This is a genomic window from Acinetobacter sp. ANC 4169 (assembly GCF_002135355.1).
In the GTDB taxonomy this organism is placed as follows: Bacteria; Pseudomonadota; Gammaproteobacteria; order Pseudomonadales; family Moraxellaceae; genus Acinetobacter.
The window spans coordinates 75993-94353 of the sequence record NZ_NEGE01000005.1; the positions used below are offsets into that span (position 1 = coordinate 75993).

The 18361-nt window shown below is 41.3% G+C and carries 17 protein-coding genes and 2 tRNA genes; 8 read left to right on the forward strand and 11 right to left on the reverse strand.

Annotated features, from left to right (window positions below; translation table 11 throughout):
* The first annotated feature begins 99 nt into the window (after nt 1-99).
* Both B9T26_RS05315 and B9T26_RS05320 read left to right on the forward strand, forming a co-directional pair.
* Nucleotides 100-1932 (forward strand): phosphoenolpyruvate carboxykinase (GTP), encoded by a 1833-nt coding sequence (locus B9T26_RS05315; protein ID WP_086198706.1) that lies wholly within the window; start codon nt 100-102, stop codon nt 1930-1932.
* Between the two features lie 110 nt (nt 1933-2042).
* Entirely contained in the window at nt 2043-2405 is a 363-nt protein-coding gene (locus tag B9T26_RS05320) for a hypothetical protein (protein ID WP_086198707.1), read from the forward strand.
* A gap of 110 nt (nt 2406-2515) precedes the next feature.
* Here the strand turns inward: B9T26_RS05320 and glpD are convergent, their stop codons facing one another.
* The gene (gene glpD, locus B9T26_RS05325; RefSeq protein WP_086198708.1) at nt 2516-4036 is read right to left on the reverse strand and encodes a glycerol-3-phosphate dehydrogenase; all 1521 of its coding nucleotides are present in this window, start codon (nt 4034-4036) and stop codon (nt 2516-2518) included.
* A gap of 313 nt (nt 4037-4349) precedes the next feature.
* On the opposite strand from glpD, the gene B9T26_RS05330 reads away from it, so the two are divergent.
* The 3 genes from B9T26_RS05330 to B9T26_RS05340 all read left to right on the forward strand — a co-directional run bounded on the left by B9T26_RS05330 (nt 4350) and on the right by B9T26_RS05340 (nt 7828).
* Entirely contained in the window at nt 4350-5657 is a 1308-nt protein-coding gene (locus B9T26_RS05330; protein WP_086198709.1) for an MFS transporter, read from the forward strand.
* 270 nt (nt 5658-5927) lie between these two features.
* Entirely contained in the window at nt 5928-7247 is a 1320-nt protein-coding gene (locus B9T26_RS05335; RefSeq protein ID WP_086198710.1) for an MFS transporter, read from the forward strand.
* Nucleotides 7248-7399: 152 nt separating this feature from the next.
* A complete protein-coding gene (locus tag B9T26_RS05340; protein ID WP_086198711.1) occupies nt 7400-7828 on the forward strand; it encodes a hypothetical protein in 429 nt (142 codons plus the stop codon).
* 37 nt (nt 7829-7865) lie between these two features.
* Here B9T26_RS05340 and B9T26_RS05345 read toward each other — a convergent pair whose 3' ends face one another.
* Nucleotides 7866-8534 carry a class I SAM-dependent methyltransferase gene (locus tag B9T26_RS05345; RefSeq protein ID WP_086198712.1) on the reverse strand — a complete coding sequence of 223 codons (669 nt, stop codon included), beginning with the start codon at nt 8532-8534 and terminating at the stop codon, nt 7866-7868.
* Between the two features lie 179 nt (nt 8535-8713).
* Nucleotides 8714-9562 (reverse strand): bifunctional methylenetetrahydrofolate dehydrogenase/methenyltetrahydrofolate cyclohydrolase FolD, encoded by an 849-nt coding sequence (folD, locus tag B9T26_RS05350; RefSeq protein ID WP_086198713.1) that lies wholly within the window; start codon nt 9560-9562, stop codon nt 8714-8716.
* Between the two features lie 153 nt (nt 9563-9715).
* Here folD and B9T26_RS05355 point away from each other — a divergent pair.
* Nucleotides 9716-9789: transfer RNA gene (locus B9T26_RS05355), tRNA-Cys, on the forward strand.
* Between the two features lie 10 nt (nt 9790-9799).
* Nucleotides 9800-9885: transfer RNA gene (locus tag B9T26_RS05360), tRNA-Leu, on the forward strand.
* 123 nt (nt 9886-10008) lie between these two features.
* On the opposite strand, the gene B9T26_RS05365 is transcribed toward B9T26_RS05360, so the two are convergent.
* The 8 genes from B9T26_RS05365 to cysD form a co-directional block, all read right to left on the reverse strand.
* Nucleotides 10009-10914, reverse strand: coding sequence for a helix-turn-helix transcriptional regulator (locus tag B9T26_RS05365; protein ID WP_086198714.1), 906 nt, complete (start codon nt 10912-10914; stop codon nt 10009-10011).
* A 138-nt stretch (nt 10915-11052) separates the two neighbouring features.
* Nucleotides 11053-11250, reverse strand: coding sequence for a hypothetical protein (locus tag B9T26_RS05370; protein ID WP_086198715.1), 198 nt, complete (start codon nt 11248-11250; stop codon nt 11053-11055).
* 241 nt (nt 11251-11491) lie between these two features.
* The gene (locus tag B9T26_RS05375; RefSeq protein ID WP_086198716.1) at nt 11492-12484 is read right to left on the reverse strand and encodes an NAD(P)H-quinone oxidoreductase; all 993 of its coding nucleotides are present in this window, start codon (nt 12482-12484) and stop codon (nt 11492-11494) included.
* Nucleotides 12485-12609: 125 nt separating this feature from the next.
* A complete protein-coding gene (locus B9T26_RS05380; protein ID WP_086198717.1) occupies nt 12610-12870 on the reverse strand; it encodes a DUF2798 domain-containing protein in 261 nt (86 codons plus the stop codon).
* A 71-nt stretch (nt 12871-12941) separates the two neighbouring features.
* Nucleotides 12942-13451, reverse strand: a complete 510-nt coding sequence (locus B9T26_RS05385; protein ID WP_086198718.1) for a PadR family transcriptional regulator — start codon at nt 13449-13451, stop codon at nt 12942-12944.
* A gap of 345 nt (nt 13452-13796) precedes the next feature.
* Nucleotides 13797-14420, reverse strand: coding sequence for a hypothetical protein (locus B9T26_RS05390; protein ID WP_143222993.1), 624 nt, complete (start codon nt 14418-14420; stop codon nt 13797-13799).
* Between the two features lie 224 nt (nt 14421-14644).
* Nucleotides 14645-16261, reverse strand: a complete 1617-nt coding sequence (gene cysN, locus B9T26_RS05395; protein ID WP_086198720.1) for a sulfate adenylyltransferase subunit CysN — start codon at nt 16259-16261, stop codon at nt 14645-14647.
* A gap of 164 nt (nt 16262-16425) precedes the next feature.
* The gene (gene cysD / locus B9T26_RS05400; protein ID WP_171262945.1) at nt 16426-17334 is read right to left on the reverse strand and encodes a sulfate adenylyltransferase subunit CysD; all 909 of its coding nucleotides are present in this window, start codon (nt 17332-17334) and stop codon (nt 16426-16428) included.
* Nucleotides 17335-17676: 342 nt separating this feature from the next.
* Here cysD and B9T26_RS05405 point away from each other — a divergent pair, with 342 nt between their 5' ends.
* Entirely contained in the window at nt 17677-18219 is a 543-nt protein-coding gene (locus B9T26_RS05405; protein ID WP_086198722.1) for a hypothetical protein, read from the forward strand.
* The last annotated feature ends 142 nt before the right edge of the window (nt 18220-18361 follow it).

An 18361-nucleotide genomic window follows, 5' to 3' on the forward strand; every position in this document is an offset into this window, starting at 1 on the left:
ATACAGCCACTTTTTTTCATATTTCATCTGAGCAGTAAATTTATTGTTCGGATTGTACTTTGTACATCTAATTTGTACACATTTGAGATAGGCCTCACCATGACCCAAGTGAACGCACCAGAATTCGTTCGTCACCCTAAGCTTATTGCTTGGGTGGAAGAAATTGCTAAATTAACAAAACCGGCAAAAATTGAATGGTGTGACGGTAGCGCAGAAGAATATCAACGTTATATCGACTTGATGATCGCTAACGGCACAATGCAAGCGCTTAACCAAGAAACTCATCCTGGTTCTTACCTTGCAAATTCTGATCCTTCTGACGTTGCTCGTGTTGAAGGTCGTACTTATATCTGTTCAGAAAACAAAGAAGACGCTGGTGCGACAAATAACTGGGAAGCGCCTGCTGAAATGCGTGCTCGCTTGAACGGTTTATTCGACGGTTCAATGAAAGGCCGTACTTTGTACGTGGTTCCTTTCTCTATGGGTCCTTTAGGTTCTCATATTGCACACATCGGTATCGAATTGACTGACTCTCCTTATGTAGCAGTCAGCATGTCTAAAATGGCTCGTATGGGTAAAGCTGTTTATGACGTTCTTGGCACTGATGGCGAATTTGTTCCATGTGTACACACTGTAGGTGCACCATTGGAAGAAGGTCAAAAAGACGTTGCTTGGCCTTGCAACCCTGAAAAATACATCGTGCATTACCCAGAAACGCGTGAAATCTGGTCTTACGGTTCTGGTTACGGCGGTAACGCATTGCTTGGTAAAAAATGCCTGGCTTTACGTATTGCATCATATATGGGTCGTCAACAAGGCTGGTTAGCTGAACACATGCTGATCCTTGGCGTGACTAACCCACAAGGCGAAAAACACTACATCGCAGCTGCATTCCCATCTGCTTGTGGTAAAACAAACTTCGCGATGTTGATTCCACCAGCAGGTTACGAAGGTTGGAAAATTGAAACTGTAGGTGACGATATTGCCTGGATCAAACCAGGTGAAGATGGCCGCTTATATGCAATCAACCCTGAAGCTGGTTTCTTCGGTGTAGCGCCTGGTACAAATACCAAGACCAACCCGAACTGTATGGCGACATTAACTAAAGATGTAATTTATACAAACGTTGCTGTAACTGACAACGGTGAAGTTTGGTGGGAAGGTCTGACTAAAGAAGCGCCTGCCAACCTGACTAACTGGAAAGGTCAACCACACGTTGCTGGTGAAAAAGCTGCGCATCCAAACGCACGTTTCACTGTTGCTGCTGGTCAATGCCCTTCTATTGACGCTGACTGGGAAAATCCAGCAGGTGTTCCAATTTCTGCGTTCATCTTTGGTGGTCGCCGTGCAGACACAGTGCCTCTTATTTCAGAAGCATTTGACTGGGTTGACGGTGTTTATAAAGCTGCGACTATGGGCTCTGAAACCACTGCTGCTGCTGTTGGTCAACAAGGTGTTGTACGTCGCGACCCATTTGCGATGCTTCCATTTGCTGGTTACAACATGGCTGACTACTTCTCTCACTGGTTAGAAATGGGCGAAGAAGTTGGTGCGAAAGCTGCTGCTGCTGGCAACAAGCTCCCTGGTATCTACAACGTGAACTGGTTCCGTCGTGATGCTGAAGGTAACTTCGTATGGCCTGGTTTCGGTCAAAACATGCGTGTTCTTGAGTGGATCATTGACCGTTGTGAAGGTCGTGCAACTGCTATTGATACACCAATTGGCCGCGTTCCAACTTACGAACAGTTGAACTGGACTGGTTCTGACTTCACTAAAGAACAATTTGACCTGGTAACTTCTCAAGACAAAGATCAATGGATCAAAGAGCTTGAAAGCCATACTGAATTGTTCAACAAACTTGGTGATCGTTTACCAGAAGCGTTGAAAAAACGTCAAGCTGAGCTTATAGAAGCTGTGAAAAAATCTGCTTAACTCTGATGTTTATAATCAGTAATTAAGTCATAAAAAGGTCACTACGGTGGCCTTTTTATATTAGAATAACGGCGCTAATTATTTCACTACTAATAAAAAAAGGAAATTTCATGTTAAAAACATTAACACTTACAACTTGCCTGTTTGGTTTATCTGGTCTAGCCATGGCTCAAGCGACCACAGAACAACGTGGTCTTCATATATGCGCCATCAAAGGCACACCAGATTCCAGCCAGTTCCAGATCAAAAAACGCATTAAAGTGGCTAAAGGTACTTACGGCAGCGTAGAAGAACTATATCCACGCTTTGCTGAGCGTGCTCATCAAGTAGGTGGTAATGTGGTGATCAACTATAATGCAAGTCAAAGATTCGGTTTCTGGCCTTGGCGTATTGTACGCCCTGTAATTTATGGAACCGCAGTTCAATGGAATACACCTGTGAACTGTGCATCATTGGGCGGCGTTGAAATTTAAACCTATAAATAGACACATAGTTGCAATCTAGGCTGTAATTTTATTGCAGATCAACTTTGCAATTGGATTCAAAAAAAGACCGCTCAAGCGGTCTTTTTTTGTTTAACGGTTTAAGCCGCAGTGTCACTTGATCTTTTAAGCAGTAACTTTAAAAGATATTGATCCAAGCGCCCTATTTCATTGGCGCTAAATTGAAAACCCAGTTTGGTTCTACGCCATAAAATATCCTGACTGGTTCTTGCCCACTCCTGGTCGACCAGATAATCCACTTCTTTGCTATACAAGTCATGGCCAAAATTTTCTCCAAGATCATACAGGTTTGAAATGTGATTTAAAAACCGCCAGACCCGTGAACCATAGGCATGCGCCCATCGAGAGGCTAAGTTTAAAGGAATATTTTCAATATTTTGCATAATCTGCTGAATTAAAAACTCGACTGAAACCAGGTTTTCCGCTCCCGGTAATAACGCTTTTTCAGTCCAAGGCTTGTTCATGTCGGGGAAGTTCGGAGCCAAATGCTGCATTGCCGACTCAGCCAGTTTTCTATACGTGGTGAGCTTGCCACCAAACACTGAAAGTAAAGGCACGTCGTTTTGCTGCTGATGGGATATTGCCAAAGTATAATCGCGGGTAATGGCCGATGGATTATCCGACTCGTCATCACACAACGACCGTACACCTGAATAGGTATGCAAAATATCTTCAGGTCCTAACTGATGCTTAAAGTGATCATTATAAACATCCAGCAAATAATCTGCTTCTGGCTGGGTAATTTTGACCTGATCCAGATCACCTTTGTATTCATGATCTGTGGTACCAATTAAGGTATATTGCTCCAGATAAGGAATGGCAAAAACAATGCGGTGATCATCATTTTGCAGGATAAAAGCTTTATCACCATCATAAATTCTTGGCACAATAATGTGACTGCCTTGAATAAGGCGAAGACCATGCGGCGATTTTTGTTTTAAATTGTGTTCAATAAACTGAGTCACCCAAGGTCCGGCTGCATTGACCAAGGCTTTTGCCTGTACCTGATAATTACCCTGCGCATTTTCCAGGTGAACATTCCATAATCCTTGTTCACGGTACGCTGCGATGCAGCGTGTTTGTGTGGCAATCTTGGCACCCAGCTCATGGGCCTGCACGGCATTTAAAACCACCAGACGTGCATCATCCACCGCACAATCAGAATATTCAAAACCCTGCATCATCTCATCTTTTAGAGGACTGCTGACCGGATCAAAATGAATATGCCGGGAACTGGCTAATTTTTGTCTTTTTCCCAGATGATCATAAAAAAATAAACCGGTCCGAATCAGCCATGCAGGACGTAAATGCGGTTGATGGGGCATGATAAAACGCAAGGGACGAATAATATGCGGTGCTTTGGCCAACAGAATTTCCCGTTCAGCTAAAGCCTCATGTACCAGACGAAATTCTTTATGTTCAAGATAACGTAAACCGCCATGAATAAGCTTACTGCTTGCAGAGGAAGTATGGCTGGCTAAATCATCTTTTTCACATAAAAAGACAGACAATCCTCGTCCGGCAGCATCCACAGCAATACCCACACCATTGATACCACCACCCACCACAACAACATCATAGACCGGATGATTATTTTGCATGATCACCTCCTCTAATCTGGTTAAAACAGCATACTTAAAGTTCTTCTTGTTCCAAGCAACTTAACACCATTTAAACTGAAATGACACTTAGAAATCCCTGATCAAGAGCATGAATATAAAATAACAATGGGGTTGTCATATCAAAAAATAAACTACGCCCATAAATCCTCAATTTAGCCATCCCCATCAACTACTTCATTTTCAAGTACTTAAATTCCGCACACTTTTCATACAAAACAAAAAAATCATCGGCTTATGTCGCTAACACAATTGTTCTAATATTAAAAAACAATAACAAAATGGACTTGCAGACATGATTGAACCAAATATTGCTCAAGTAAATTTAGATACCAAAACCCGGGTCAAATCCATTCTTGGCGGTTCAGCGGGTAATCTGGTGGAATGGTATGACTGGTATGTCTATGCCGCGTTTACCTTATATTTTGCCCATGCATTCTTCCCCAAAGGCAGTCAAACAGCACAACTCCTCCAAGCCGCGGCCATCTTCGCAGTCGGCTTTTTAATGCGGCCGATTGGTGCCTGGATTATGGGGATTTACTCGGATAAAAAAGGACGAAAATCCGGTCTGACGCTTTCTGTGACCCTGATGTGTATTGGTTCTCTGATGATTGCGATATCTCCCACCCATGACCAGATTGGAATATTTGCCCCTATCATTCTAGTGGTGGCACGCTTAATTCAAGGCCTGAGTGTGGGTGGCGAATACGGTGCCAGCGCCACTTATTTAAGTGAAATGGCTGAAAGAAACCGGCGCGGTTTTTTCTCCAGTTTTCAGTATGTGACCCTGATTGCAGGTCAGCTGACAGCACTCTGCGTACTGCTGATTTTGCAGTTTGTACTGACTGAAGAACAGCTGCATGACTGGGGCTGGCGTATTCCTTTCTTTATTGGTGCCTGCTTGGCCATTGTGGTGTTTTATATCCGCCGCGGGCTGTTAGAGACCCAATCTTTTAAAAATGCACAAAAAGATCAAAACCAGCCCCAATCCAGTATGTTTGCCCTGTTCAAACATTATCCCAAACAGGCCTTTACGGTGCTATTTTTAACTGCAGGCGGTACGGTGGCCTTCTATACCTATACCACCTATCTGCAAAAATACCTGGTAAATACTTCTGGCTTTAGCAAACCTGAAGCCACTCAGATTACCACCCTCGCCCTGTTTATTTTCATGTGTTTACAACCTTTTGCCGGAGCTTTATCGGATAAAATTGGACGCAAACCGCTGATGATTGCCTTTGGGGTATTGGGTGTCTTATTTACCTACTTTTTATTTGATCGATTAGGCCAGACCCATGACTACTGGACAGCCTTTTGGCTGTGTCTGGCAGGGCTAATTATTGTCACTGGTTATACCTCTATTAATGCAGTCGTCAAAGCAGAATTATTTCCTGCGCATATTCGTGCCTTAGGGGTAGCACTGCCCTATGCCCTTGCCAATACACTGTTTGGGGGTACAGCCGAATTTTTCGCACTCAGCTTTAAGGAAGCAGGACATGAGTCCTGGTTCTTTATTTATGTGACCATTTTAATTTCGATCTCATTGATGGTTTATATCTTTATGAAAGATACCAAACACCATTCCGAAATTAAGGAACACTAATCCAAAGTCATTTTTTAAAAGCCTTTCCTAGACAGAAAGGCTTTTTTATTTACCTATACTTTTGAATAAAAATAAGCAGTTAGTTAGTACTAAACGGTCAAAATCAAAACACCCACTCGACTAAAGTCGAATGAAGAAGCGCAAACATCAGCGTATAACGTACTTGTAAAAATTTATTTCTATCTTCCACATTAAAATATATGTTTTTAAATTTTTCACCTCGAAGAATTTAAAAGGATGTGTTTTGCCAACAATTTTTGGAGAATTGTTGTGACAGATTCATCTCCTCAGGTTGCAGCTTCGCAACTTGATAGAAAAACTCGTTTTAAATCTATCCTCGGTGGCTCTGCAGGTAACCTGGTTGAATGGTATGACTGGTATGTCTATGCCGCATTCACTTTATATTTTGCTTCTCAGTTCTTCCCCGAAGGTGATGACACTGTAAAACTGCTACAGGCAGCTGCAGTATTTGCGCTGGGTTTTCTTATGCGTCCCATTGGCGCATGGATTATGGGGATTTACGCTGACCGCAAAGGCCGTAAAGCAGGTTTAACCCTGTCTGTATCTTTAATGTGTGTAGGCTCACTGATCATTGCCTGTGCACCCACATACTCGTCTGTAGGCATGCTGGCTCCAGCTTTACTGTTATTCGCTCGCTTATTGCAAGGTTTAAGTGTCGGTGGTGAATATGGTTCAAGTGCAACTTACCTCACCGAAATGGCAGGTAAAAATCACCGTGGTTTCTTCTCAAGTTTCCAGTATGTAACTTTAATTTCAGGTCAGCTGATTGCGCTTTGCGTACTGATCATTCTGCAACGCACTTTAACTGAAGCCCAGCTGACTGAATGGGGCTGGCGTATTCCCTTTTTGATTGGCGCATTGCTTGCCGTTGTGGTATTCTGGATTCGTCGCGGTCTGGTTGAAACTCAATCTTCCAAACAGGCTCAAGAACAGGCGAAAACAGGTGGTCCTAAATCGAGTGCTTTAGCATTATTTACCAAATATCCTAAACAAGCCTTTACCGTGATTATGTTGACTGCTGGTGGTACGCTTGCTTTCAATACATTTACCACCTATTTGCAAAAATATCTGGTCAATACTTCAGGCTTCGAAAAAACTACAGCCACTGAAATTACCACAGCAGCGATCTTTATCTTTATGCTGTTACAACCGGCTGTTGGTGCATTGTCAGATAAAATTGGCCGTAAGCCAATTATGATTACTTTTGGTATTCTGGGCGTATTGTTCACCATTCCAATCTTCAATGGTTTAGGTTCGACTACCAATCCAACTACAGCCTTCATGCTATGTATGAGTGGTATGGTGATTGTGACTGGCTATACTGCAATTAATGCTGTAGTCAAAGCCGAATTGTTCCCGCCACATATTCGTGCCTTGGGTGTAGCGCTTCCTTATGCGATTGCCAATACATTGTTTGGTGGTACTGCAGAACTGGTTGCGCTCAGCTTTAAAAATGCAGGTCATGAAAACTACTTCTTCTACTACATTACCTTCATGATTGGCTTGTCTTTAATTACTTATATCTTTATGAAAGACACCAAAAAACACAGCATGATTACCGATGATTAAGTCGATTTAATCCAGTTCAAGCAGCAGCTCACAAGCTTTTCAGATGGTCACATTTGGAAAGCTTTTTTATGGGATATACAGCACGCCAAGATCGTTAAAAAAACGGGCTTATGGCATACTGAATGGAATAATAACGCCGGGAACTTTTGAAGATGAACAAGAGATATAAATTGCTAGGTTTAGGTTTGATCGCACTTGGACTTAGTGCTTGTCAAAGTACTCCGCGCCAATACAATGGTAGTGTCGGCTATCAGATTGAAAGCCAGTCGGCGGATCGTGCAACACTGGCTTATACTTTGGCTGTTCGTCAAAACCAGAAAATCGATGAGCAGAAATTACAACGCGCCTGCCAAAAAGTATTGGGCTTAAATAAACAATATAAATTAACTATTTTAAGCATTAGTGAAATCGCCAATCCGGAAATACAAACACCCCAATATGGTCGACAACTGGGACAAAGCCGTACCAGCGTGAGTCTCAGCAATACCCCAGATTTATATAACAGTGAAAATATGGCAATGCGTCAATCTTTAGATGCACGTCCAAGTACATTAAGTGTGGTTCGCTACACCTGTTCTTAAAATTTAAAACTACCGCTAAAAATAAATAAGACGCTATTTATAGCGTCTTATAGAAACTGACATTACGGAATTCTGGCGACTCATCTAAGTCTGGCCAAGTCGTGGCACTACGTTCATCCAGTTTTTCATATTTTGGATGACTAAAGTTTTTCACCCGGCTGTCTGCCACCCACACTTCTGGTGCAAATTTTAGGAATTCATCCAGAAAAAAACGATTACATTGGTCATATAAAACATCTGCAGCTAACAGTACATCAACCTGTTCTGCTTTATACAGATCATCCAGATATTCCAGTTCGACATCATTCAATTCTGCATTGGCACGACAGGCATCCAGACTGACTTGATCTATATCACAACAGATCACCCGCTTAGCGCCTGCCATTTTTGCGGCAATTGCGACCACGCCCGATCCAGCACCAAAGTCCAGAACAACCTTGTCTTTAACATGATGCGGTTCAGCTAAGAGCCACTGTGCCATCGCCAAACCAGAGGCCCAGCAGAAAATCCAGTATGGCGTATCGTTCCAGATACGGCGAATCACCTCATCATCCAAGCGATCGGTGGGAAATACAGGAGGAATCAGCCACAGTGAAATTGGGGTTTCAGGCAATTGCTGCGCCATTAAGTCACAACCGGGGATCACCTCATGTAAGGCTTGAATAAGATGTTCTGGCGCTTTGGGAAATTGGAAAGTACAGCTCATTGAATTTTTATTCGTTTTAGATTTCTGAAGTGAAGAAATACTTTTTTTTCAAACATAAATATTAATTCACAGTGAAAATCCCCTCTCCTTCAAGGAGAGGGTTAGGGAGAGGTTAAAAAGCCCCTCATCCCAGCCTTCTCCCTGAGCCGTATACGGCGCAAGAGAAGGAGATATAGGCATTAACCTAAAGCCTTCTCAGCAGCTTCAACCGTTTGACGAATCAAAGTGGTAATGGTCATAGGGCCTACACCACCTGGAACAGGTGTATACGCAGAAGCCACTTCTTCAATACCTACCAATTGGATATCACCGACACCGCCGCCATCACGTGGGTGGAAACCAGCATCAACAACCACAGCACCTGGTTTAATCCAGTCTTTTTGAATCAGTTCAGCTTTACCTACTGCACCGACAATAATGTCTGCTTGTTTAACAAAGCTTGCAAGATCTTGTGTACGTGAATGACAGATGGTCACAGTCGCATTTGCTTCAAGCAGCATTGCAGCCATTGGTTTACCCAAAATCGCAGAACGACCCACAACTACCGCATTTTTACCTGCGATTTCGATGTTGTTTTCTTTCAAAATAGTCATGATGCCTGCAGGAGTCGCAGAACCATATGCTGCTTCGCCCATTGCCATACGGCCGAAACCTAAGCAAGTTACGCCATCAACGTCTTTTGCCAGTGAAATGGCATCAAAGCATGCACGCTCATCAATTTGCGCTGGAACTGGGTGCTGAAGCAAAATACCGTGAACATCAGGATTGGCATTTAATTTTTCAATTTCAGCCAGCAGCTGTTCAGTTGTGGTTTCTTTGCCTAACTCAACTTTTAATGAATCCATACCGACACGACGGCAAGCATTTCCTTTCATACGTACATAAGTTGCAGATGCGCCATCGTCACCCACCAAAATAGTCGCAAGGATTGGAGTACGACCTGATTTTGCCTTTAACGCTTCTACGCGAGTTAACAAATCAGCTTCAATTTGCTTTGCCAATGCACGACCATCTAAAACTAATGCCACGGCACTTCTCCCAAGTGTTGATATGAATCAATTTCGCACATTCTACATGAATATTTTAAATATTTTCCGTTATATGCTGCTTTTCTGCACATCTGCATAAATCTACTATTGTTTTTTTTTCAGGGCTTGATAATATACGCAGCAACAAGAGATGGCGGGGTGGCAGAGTGGTCATGCAGCGGACTGCAACTCCGTGTACGCCGGTTCGATTCCGACCTCCGCCTCCAATCTTGTAAAGCCCGAGTGGTGAAATCGGTAGACACAGGGGATTTAAAATCCCCCGCCCACAAAGCGTGCCAGTTCGAGTCTGGCCTCGGGCACCATTTTAATACTTCTTGAAATGGTGCAATAAAGAACCCAGCGTTAAGCTGGTTTTTTTATGCCTGAAATTTAGTTTAGGCAGACAACCCTCTCAGAATGATCAAAAAAATCATCCTTGCCTCAGTTTAAGCATTGCGTTGCAAATAGCCTTGCAAACCTGCATCCAGCTCTTGTTGCAAATGTGCCGGCTGTAAAATTTTCAGATAGGGCACCCAATAACGCACCAATGGATGCAATTCTTTCTGATGCCGAATCTGACAGCTAATCAGCAATTCCCCTGTTTGCGATTCCTCTAAAATCATTTGTTCCGGAAAAATTCGGCGTTGCTTAAAATAAATCGCAGCATCTGGATGCACAGATAAAACCACTTCCTGTTTTTGGTGCTGAAACCAAATACCATCCTCATCTTTTAATTGCTGTAGTACAGCCTGATCATGTTCAAACCGTGCAAGTTGATGACTACAGATAATTTTTTCAATACGTCCTAGACGGTAAACACGCAGTTCCTGCTTGCGTACAGCCGCCAGATACCAGTTGCCCATGTGATGAATTAAGCGATACGGTTTTACCACCCGCATTTGATCCCTGTAAAACAAAGCAATTTGCTGTCTTTTTTGAATACTGCCAGTGAGCAACTTGAAATGTTCCGCATACTGCGTGTTATCTTCAAAATTGTAGCCTTTGGCAGAAAAAACCAGACTGGACCGATTATCGAACAGTTCTCTTAAAAAAGAGATATCTAAAGAGGGATAAAGATTCTGAATGCCAGACAACTGGGCAAAATTTTGAATATCCTGTAATTTAAAGCGTCCTAAATAGGAAGAATCCAGGTAAAACTTTTTGGTTTTAGTGTCATGAATAAGTGGAAGATAAGAATTTAAACGATCAAAATCACGCTCTATGGTTCGGCTACTGACCCGAAATTCAAGCGCCAATTCGTGTACGCTCAGCTGATGTCCTACATTAAGCTTCGTCAATATACGGGCCAAACGTTCTGCAAGACGCTCATGTGTTGAAGGATTACCCTTCATAAAACCCCTCTTTGTACTTTGCAGCACAACGCTTAAATCGCGTAAAATTATTCAATTATGAAAAAATTATACCGTCAATTAAAAACGTGTTTCTGGCTATTTTCTCCAACTTAAGGCTAATAGATTTGCTTGAAACGGTTATTTAACCGCACGTCTCCGACGGCTTTTTTTGCCTTTACCATTTAGGCGTTCAACATAACGTTCCAGATGCAGCATAGCTTTATAAAACTGATGCAAATTAGAAGGCAATACCTGATTGCAAATAATGGCCTTATGCAATCTTTTCAAGGCACGTAAACCATGTTCAGATGTATAAGGAGCTGAAACTATTTTCATAATAGACTTCCTTTTATTACATGACATTTAAATTAATACCAATCACTTCAGTCGGATTATTTTAAAGTTTAATCTACCTTCTGGTTCTGACAGGTTGTGTCGAACAATCGACATTTTTTACCATTTTTTAAACTTTATGACGTTTTTTCTATACATTAATTTAAATTACTTATCATTTTTTATTACATGCAAAATAAAAGCCAACATCTGTTGGCTTTTATTTTATTTGAAGCTGGAATGGTTAGATGATTTCCACCACGACTTTACCGATATGTTCACCAGTATCCATCAGCGCATGTGCATCCTGAATCTGGTCAAACTTGAAAGTTTTATAAATCATAGGCAAGCATTCACCTTTTGCCCATAGCGGCGCAACCGTTGCTTGTAAGCCTTGAGCAATTTCAGCTTTTTCCGCAGTGTTACGCGCACGCATGGTTGAACCGGTAATGGTCAAACGTTTCATCATAATTTGACCCAGTTTCACCTCTTTGGCTTTTGCCCCACCCAAGAAAGCGATATAGACCAGACGACCATCACGACGCAACAAGTTCAGGTTTTTTTCCAGATATGGCGCACCCACCATATCTAAAATCACATCGACACCGCCATTGTCGGTTTGCTCGTTAATCACTTGCTCGAAATCTTGAGTTTTATAATTAATAGCCGTGGTTAAATCAGAAATCGCTGCAACTTTTTCATCTGAACCCACAGTGGCAAAAGTTTTGATGCCAAGCGATTTACACAGCATTAAAGCAGTAGTCCCGATCCCGCTGGTTCCGCCATGTACCAGTACAGTTTCCCCTGCTTTAGCTTGACCCATCTGGAATACATTCGCCCATACGGTAAAGAAAGTTTCAGGAATGGCCGCAGCCTGCACAAAGCTCACGCCATCTGGGATATTCAAAGTCTGGCTTTCTGGCACCACACAATATTCCGCATATCCACCGCCATTGGTTAAACCGCAAACCTTGTCGCCGACTTTAAACTGGGTAACATCGGCACCAATGGCTACCACTTCACCTGCCACTTCCAGACCCGGCACAGGCGTTACCCCTTTAGGCATTGGATATAAACCTTGGCGCTGCAAAATGTCGGGACGGTTAATGCCAAAGGCATGCACTTTTACCAAGACTTCATCTGCTTTAGCTTCAGGTACTGCAACAGTTTCGTAAGCGAGTTTATCCACGCCGCCCGGTTCTGTGATGATGACTTGTTGCATAGTCGCTTGTGACATAGTTTCTTCCTGATCTAATTCATTACTTTTTAAATTTACCGCTCTATTTGAACATAGATAATTCATGGTTTGAAGCCAACTCAAACTTATGTCTGAACTTGTACCATCACAGCAATAAATACATCTTAATCGGAAGATTGGTTTGGCATTTCTACAAATTGCATCAGAAATTTACGTACTAATGGCAACACGACCAGAATCAGTGGAAATGCCATTAGCCATGACAAGCTCCATGCATGTAGCCACAGGGAAAAGAAGCCATCCACCAAACCTTTATTAATAATCATGTTAAAGCATGAAATCGCGCCGCTCATGATGCCAGATAAAAACAGAGGCATCAGCCACGCTAAATGTTTGGGGTGAAATTTTGGAAGATGGTTTTGCATAATTGACCTATATACTTCGTTCTGAGGTTGGCTTTTTTACAGATGATTGGAGTCTTTTCAAATGTCGGTGATTACATTCGAGCGATGTTTACAGCGGCCTGATCGATCTTTTCTGCAATTTCGCGGACCTGTTCAGACGTGATTTCACTATGCTGAATTTTCAGGCGTAAGGAAGTTTTTAGATTTTCCATCGCACGTTTGATATCGACATACTGTTCATCGTTCTGGATTTTTTTTCGTGTGTTAAAGCGGTCGAGAATTTTTTTTACTGTTTCTTGATTCTCTTCAAGATATTGAAGACCTGTAGTCGTAATACGGTATTGCTTACGATCATCCACACTCAGCTTTACTTCTGCGTAGTGATGTTCTTCAAGATAGTTGATGGTCGGGCAGATGGTACCTGTACTCGGCTTATAGTTCCCCCCGACCAGTGATGCCACATCTTTAATAATGTCATAGCTAAACTTTGGGGATTGGGCAATAAAGTGCAGCACCAAGAGCTTCATTTCGCCTGCTTCAAACAGGCGTTTTCGGATTTTAACAGGACTTTCGCTAACTGCGAGAAGGTCTGAATTTGGCATAGCTAAGACATACCTCAAAAACCATTAAGATATATCTTAATATATTTTTAAAATTTTAGTCACCTCTATTTTTTAATTATTTTAGATTTAGATGACCTCTAAATTCCTTCAATTTTTATCCTACTCCAATATAATAATGAGACTTTTTATGTATATTTTCTAATAACATATCAAAATTATTAAAAAAAATTTATGTTTAATATTTCAATTTTGAATTTTTTAAATTGTTATGAAGCTATTTTAAGAATTCAGTTAATATTAATTATATAAACTCAAAGTGTTTTGATCCTTCCATTCCATTTAAGAATTTTAGAAAAGTTTTACATTAAAGAAGAACTTTCATATTTATAATGCTTCTTTACTAAGCTTTATCAAATCTTTAAGCTTATCTCTCCATTCATTGATAACCTTATTATGTTCTGCTTCATTGAACTTCACACTTTTTAATCCTAATTCTGAACGAAAAGCATTAAGTAAATCTATATTAACTTTGGCCATCTCTCCTTTTAATTCAAAAAGTTTAATATTTGCTATATCTTCCAATTCACATCTTTTTAAAATTAACTTTAGCCTTTCATCTACATATTCTTTTTTTAAATTACTAACAGCTTTTTTGTGTTCCAAAGCTCGTTGTGTAGCATTCATGTCCCCTTTAACAAATGCATCATAATATTTTTGCTGTAAAAAAATTATTTCATTTTCAAAATTATTAATTATAGGGTCAATTGCAGAAATCTCACTTTTTATATCAATAATTGCGTAACCCAACTCAATCATTTGGAAATAAATAGATATATAGGTATTCTCCCATCTATTCACTATCTCCAAAGAGTCAAGATGCAAAACCATTTTTACTTTTGTAAGACTCTGAAAAAATTCAATAGGTAATTCAATATTTTCATTAATTGCTACATAAATTGGATGTTTCAACTTATACAATGCTGAATCAATATTCTCTGCCAAATTCATGAAAATATTAAGTTTAAGCTGGAGTTCTCGACTTTTTCTATTATGTCTGACCGTTAATAAACTGAATACTATAGTCACTAATACTGTGCATAATGCAATTAAACTTTGATTAGTTTTCAAAAAGACTAAGAATTCATTCATTATTATGATTATCAAAAATTTAATTTTAATATTCTACATAAAAAACCCGCCTTTCGGCAGGTTTTTTAAATCAGTTTAATCTATTAAAGACGAACCAATTCCACAATTTTCTCAGCCAATTCTTCAACCGACTCTTGCGCGAAGCTTACATCTGTACCTTCCGCAACAGTAGTAATAACTGCAATACCAGTTTCACGAAGAAGTGCAACTTGAGCAGCATCAAGATCAGCTTTCGCAATCGCCACAATACCTTGTTGCAATAACAAGTTTTCAAGCGCTTGCGCATTTTCCAATGCTTTAGCAGACACAGTAATTGACGCAGGTTTTTGACCCAAACGTGCCGCACGGTCTTCCGCAGTTACAGGGTTGCTATGTGCAGTCCATTCAACTGACTCTTCCACCATACCAGCACCAATCGTTACGTTGTTCAAACGATCAATGAAGATAAACGAACCTGTGTAACGGCTGTCTTGATAACGGTCAAATACCACTGGCGCATCAAATTCAACAGTCACATTGGCAATCGCATTCAACTCAAGGTGATCCACTTGCATTTGCTCAAGCGTATTCACATTGGTACGGAAGTTAATACCAGTCACTTTGGCAGGCACCGTTTGCGTACCAATCTTGATATTATACAGCTTGCCAATCACTAGCGGTTGATCCGCCATCCAGACCACAGTCGCTTTAACCGAACGTGAAATAGCAGGAATACCCTGATCTGCACGGATCAACATATTACCGCGTGATACGTCAATTTCATCGTTCAGCGTTAATGTCACCGCTTGACCCGCAAATGCATGTTCAAGGTTGCCATCAAAAGTGACGATTTCTTTAACGGTTGAAGATTTACCCGATGGTAACGCAACAACTTTATCGCCTACGTTAATTTCACCCAGCGCAATCGTACCTGCGAAACCACGGAAGTCGAGGTTAGGACGGTTGACATACTGCACAGGGAAACGGAAATCACGTTTCGCGGTATCACGGTTAATTTCAACAGACTCAAGCGTACCCATTAAGGTTTCGCCAGTGTACCAAGGCGTATTCTCAGACTTGTTCACCACGTTATCGCCATTCAATGCAGAAATAGGCGTAAAGATGATGTTGCTTGGCTTACGGTCGCCCAATTGGCTCACGAAGTTAGCATAATCCGCTTGAATTTCATTGAAGCGCGCTTCAGAGAATTCAACCAGGTCCATTTTGTTGATCGCAACAATAATGTTCTTAATACCCAGCAAGCTTGCAATATAGGTATGACGACGAGTCTGAGTTTGCACACCATAACGCGCATCAATCAGGATGATCGCAAGGTCACAAGTTGAAGCACCTGTCGCCATGTTACGGGTATATTGCTCATGTCCCGGAGTATCGGCAATGATGAACTTGCGTTTTTCCGTAGAGAAATAACGGTAAGCTACATCAATGGTAATCCCCTGCTCACGTTCAGCTTGCAAACCATCTACAAGAAGCGCCAAGTCAGGCGCATCACCTGTTGTACCCACTTTTTTAGAGTCACGGGTTACCGCTTGCAATTGATCTTCATAAATCAATTTTGAATCGTAAAGCAAACGACCAATTAAAGTCGATTTACCGTCATCCACGTTACCGCAAGTCAGAAAACGTAGCAGGTCTTTATTTTCATGTTGTTTTAAATACGCCAGGATATCCTGGCTAATCAATTCTGATTGATGAGACATCGCTCAAAGCTCCACAAATTCGTTGAAATCGGTTTTTAATCTTTCTTAATCCCTCTAAATCTCCCTTTGTTAAGGGAGACTTTGCTCCGCCTTTATTAAGCCCCTCTTTGGAAAAGAGGGTGAGTAGCACTGCTACGCAAGGAGATTTTTAGGGGGAGATTAAATTAGAAGTAACCTTCCTGCTTTTTCTTTTCCATCGAGCCTGCTTCATCATGGTCAATCATACGACCTTGACGTTCAGAACTGGTGGCTAAAAGCATTTCCTGGATAATTTCCGGCAAGGTATTGGCAGTTGATTCAACCGCACCCGTTAATGGGTAACAACCTAAAGTACGGAAACGTACCGATTTCATTTGTGGAACTTCACCTTCTTTTAAAGGCATACGTTCATCATCAACCATAATCAGTGTGCCACTACGTTCAACCACAGGACGTTCTGCAGCCAAATACAGTGGTACTAATGGAATACTTTCCAAGTAGATATATTGCCAGATATCAAGCTCAGTCCAGTTTGACAACGGGAATACACGAATACTTTCGCCTTTGTTCACTTTACCGTTGTAAAGATTCCAAAGTTCAGGACGCTGGTTTTTAGGATCCCAACGGTGCTTCGTATCACGGAATGAATATACACGTTCTTTGGCACGTGACTTTTCTTCATCACGGCGCGCGCCACCAAAAGCGGCATCGAACTTGTATTTATCCAAAGCCTGTTTTAAGCCCTGGGTTTTCATGATGTCGGTATATTTAGAACTACCGTGATCAAACGGGTTGATTCCAGCGTCTTTACCTTCTTTGTTTTGATGCACGATCAAATCGAAACCATGGGTTTTCGCCATATTGTCGCGGAATTTGATCATATCTTTGAACTTCCAGCCCGTGTCTACATGCAGTAGCGGGAATGGAAGTTTTGCAGGATAGAATGCTTTTAAAGCAAGATGCAGCATTACTGCAGAATCTTTACCAATAGAATACAACATGACCGGATTTTCAAATTCGGCAGCCACTTCACGGATAATGTGAATACTCTCAGCTTCAAGCTGTTTAAGATGAGTAAGTCTTTCCTCAGTTATGGACATTGACAACACCAGCTCAGATCAACGTGTACTTATTACACTTTTAAAAATATATATATTCATTATAGAGATTTAGTTATCACATCTATTGCTTGTTTTATTATATTGATATGCATATTTGTCATATAAAGCTTAACTAATAAAGAGTATAAGTTTTTATTAATGATTCACTTAAATGATGTTCTATTATTTTATCCAGATGCGCCCTTTACCACAAGCCAACATTAAAATGTACAAAATCTAATCTGATTGTTAATTCATCTAACACATCTATGTCATTCTTGCTGAAAATTGCATAGAGTACTTAGACTTTCTCCCATCTCCTGTATTTTTTGAATTATGCATACGCTAGACCGTACTCTTGAATCCGTTAAATCCCGCCTGGAACAGGCGCAGCTTGCAGGTCATATCTATCAGCACAATGCACAGTTACTGGTATTGCAAGAACCCTTGAATGATGATGGCTCGATCCTGAATAATTTTGTGCAACATGAACTGAGTGCCGACCAGATTGGGCTGCAATTCGGACTAAGACTTTCGGATAAGCATTTAGACTTTTTGATTGGGGTCACCCATAGCAATCAGGATCGCAGCTATGAAATTGGTGCAGGAAACTTAAAGGCCGATCAGAAAGCCTTTAACTTGCTCTATGCCTTTTATAACTATCCCAAGGCATTTTATCTGGTAAGCCTGCCACTGACCGCCAATAGCGCTCAGCTTGCAGATGCCATTGAAACTCAGTTGTTCAGCCAGCCGCAATTAGACTTCTTGAGTACAGCCATTAAGACGAATCCCATGGGACAACAGGTGAACTGGATGAAGAACTTTATTGTGCAACAAGCCCTAGAGATGAAAGTCCGTATTCAAACCTGTCTGTATTGATGATTTTAGCTAGGGATAGCGTTCATTTAGATAAAAAACCAAAGTAGGAAGTCGTTATTCATCACCTAGCGGATTTTCTGCATGACCCGTTGCCCAATGCAGCTGTTGGGCATTGAGCAACGGGTTATGTTTTAAGTGGGTC